This is a genomic window from Devosia sp., from assembly GCF_017307565.1.
Lineage (GTDB): Bacteria > Pseudomonadota > Alphaproteobacteria > Rhizobiales > Devosiaceae > Devosia.
The window spans coordinates 1-588 of sequence record NZ_JAFKHD010000259.1 but is presented as its reverse complement, the minus strand read 5'-3'; the positions used below and the strand labels follow the sequence as shown (position 1 = coordinate 588).

1 protein-coding gene and 1 pseudogene are annotated in these 588 nt (G+C 51.4%); both read left to right on the top strand.

The genetic code is table 11. The features are described from left to right. Positions 1-188, top strand: a 188-nt coding sequence (locus J0I64_RS08315; protein ID WP_291407121.1) for an SCO family protein, incomplete at its 5' end; no start/stop codon positions are given. 51 nt (positions 189-239) lie between these two features. Then, a pseudogene (locus tag J0I64_RS08310) lies at positions 240-588 on the top strand (TlpA family protein disulfide reductase); the annotation flags it as partial.

Genomic DNA, 588 nt, shown 5'->3' with positions numbered 1-588 from the left:
CGAAGGCCTACAAAATCTACCATGCGAAAGTTCCGTTGGAGGGGGGTGATTATACGATGGATCACACGGCCAGCGTCATCCTGATGGATGCGGACGGAAGGTTCTTCGGAACGATGGACTATGAAGAGGAAGCAAGTGTGATGCTTGCAAAATTGAAGCGCCTGATAAGCGAACGGGTTGATGGATGATCTCTGAGCATTTTCGAGAAGTACAACTGAACGTGCGGGAGTATTCGGAAATTGACACTGGAAAACACCAATAAATCAACCAGATTTCTGATCATTATTGCAACTTTTGCGGGAATGTTGGCTGGAATAGGAGGGGTTATTATCTTCGGCGGGTTCTCCGACGAGGATCAAGGGAGCGTCGCTACGGCGGGCTTACCGGATAGCTGCCCTGTTTCATCCGAACAGATGATAGCGATAAAGAGTGCTTCACAGGGTGAAGTCGCGGCAATGCTTGCGACCGAGAAGCCCCTAGCTATGCGCGATTTGACATTCAGTGACGCTGACGGAGCGCCATTAAGCGTAGGGAGTCTGGCGGGAAAGACACTCCTGATCAACCTATGGGCCACGTGGTGTGCGCCGT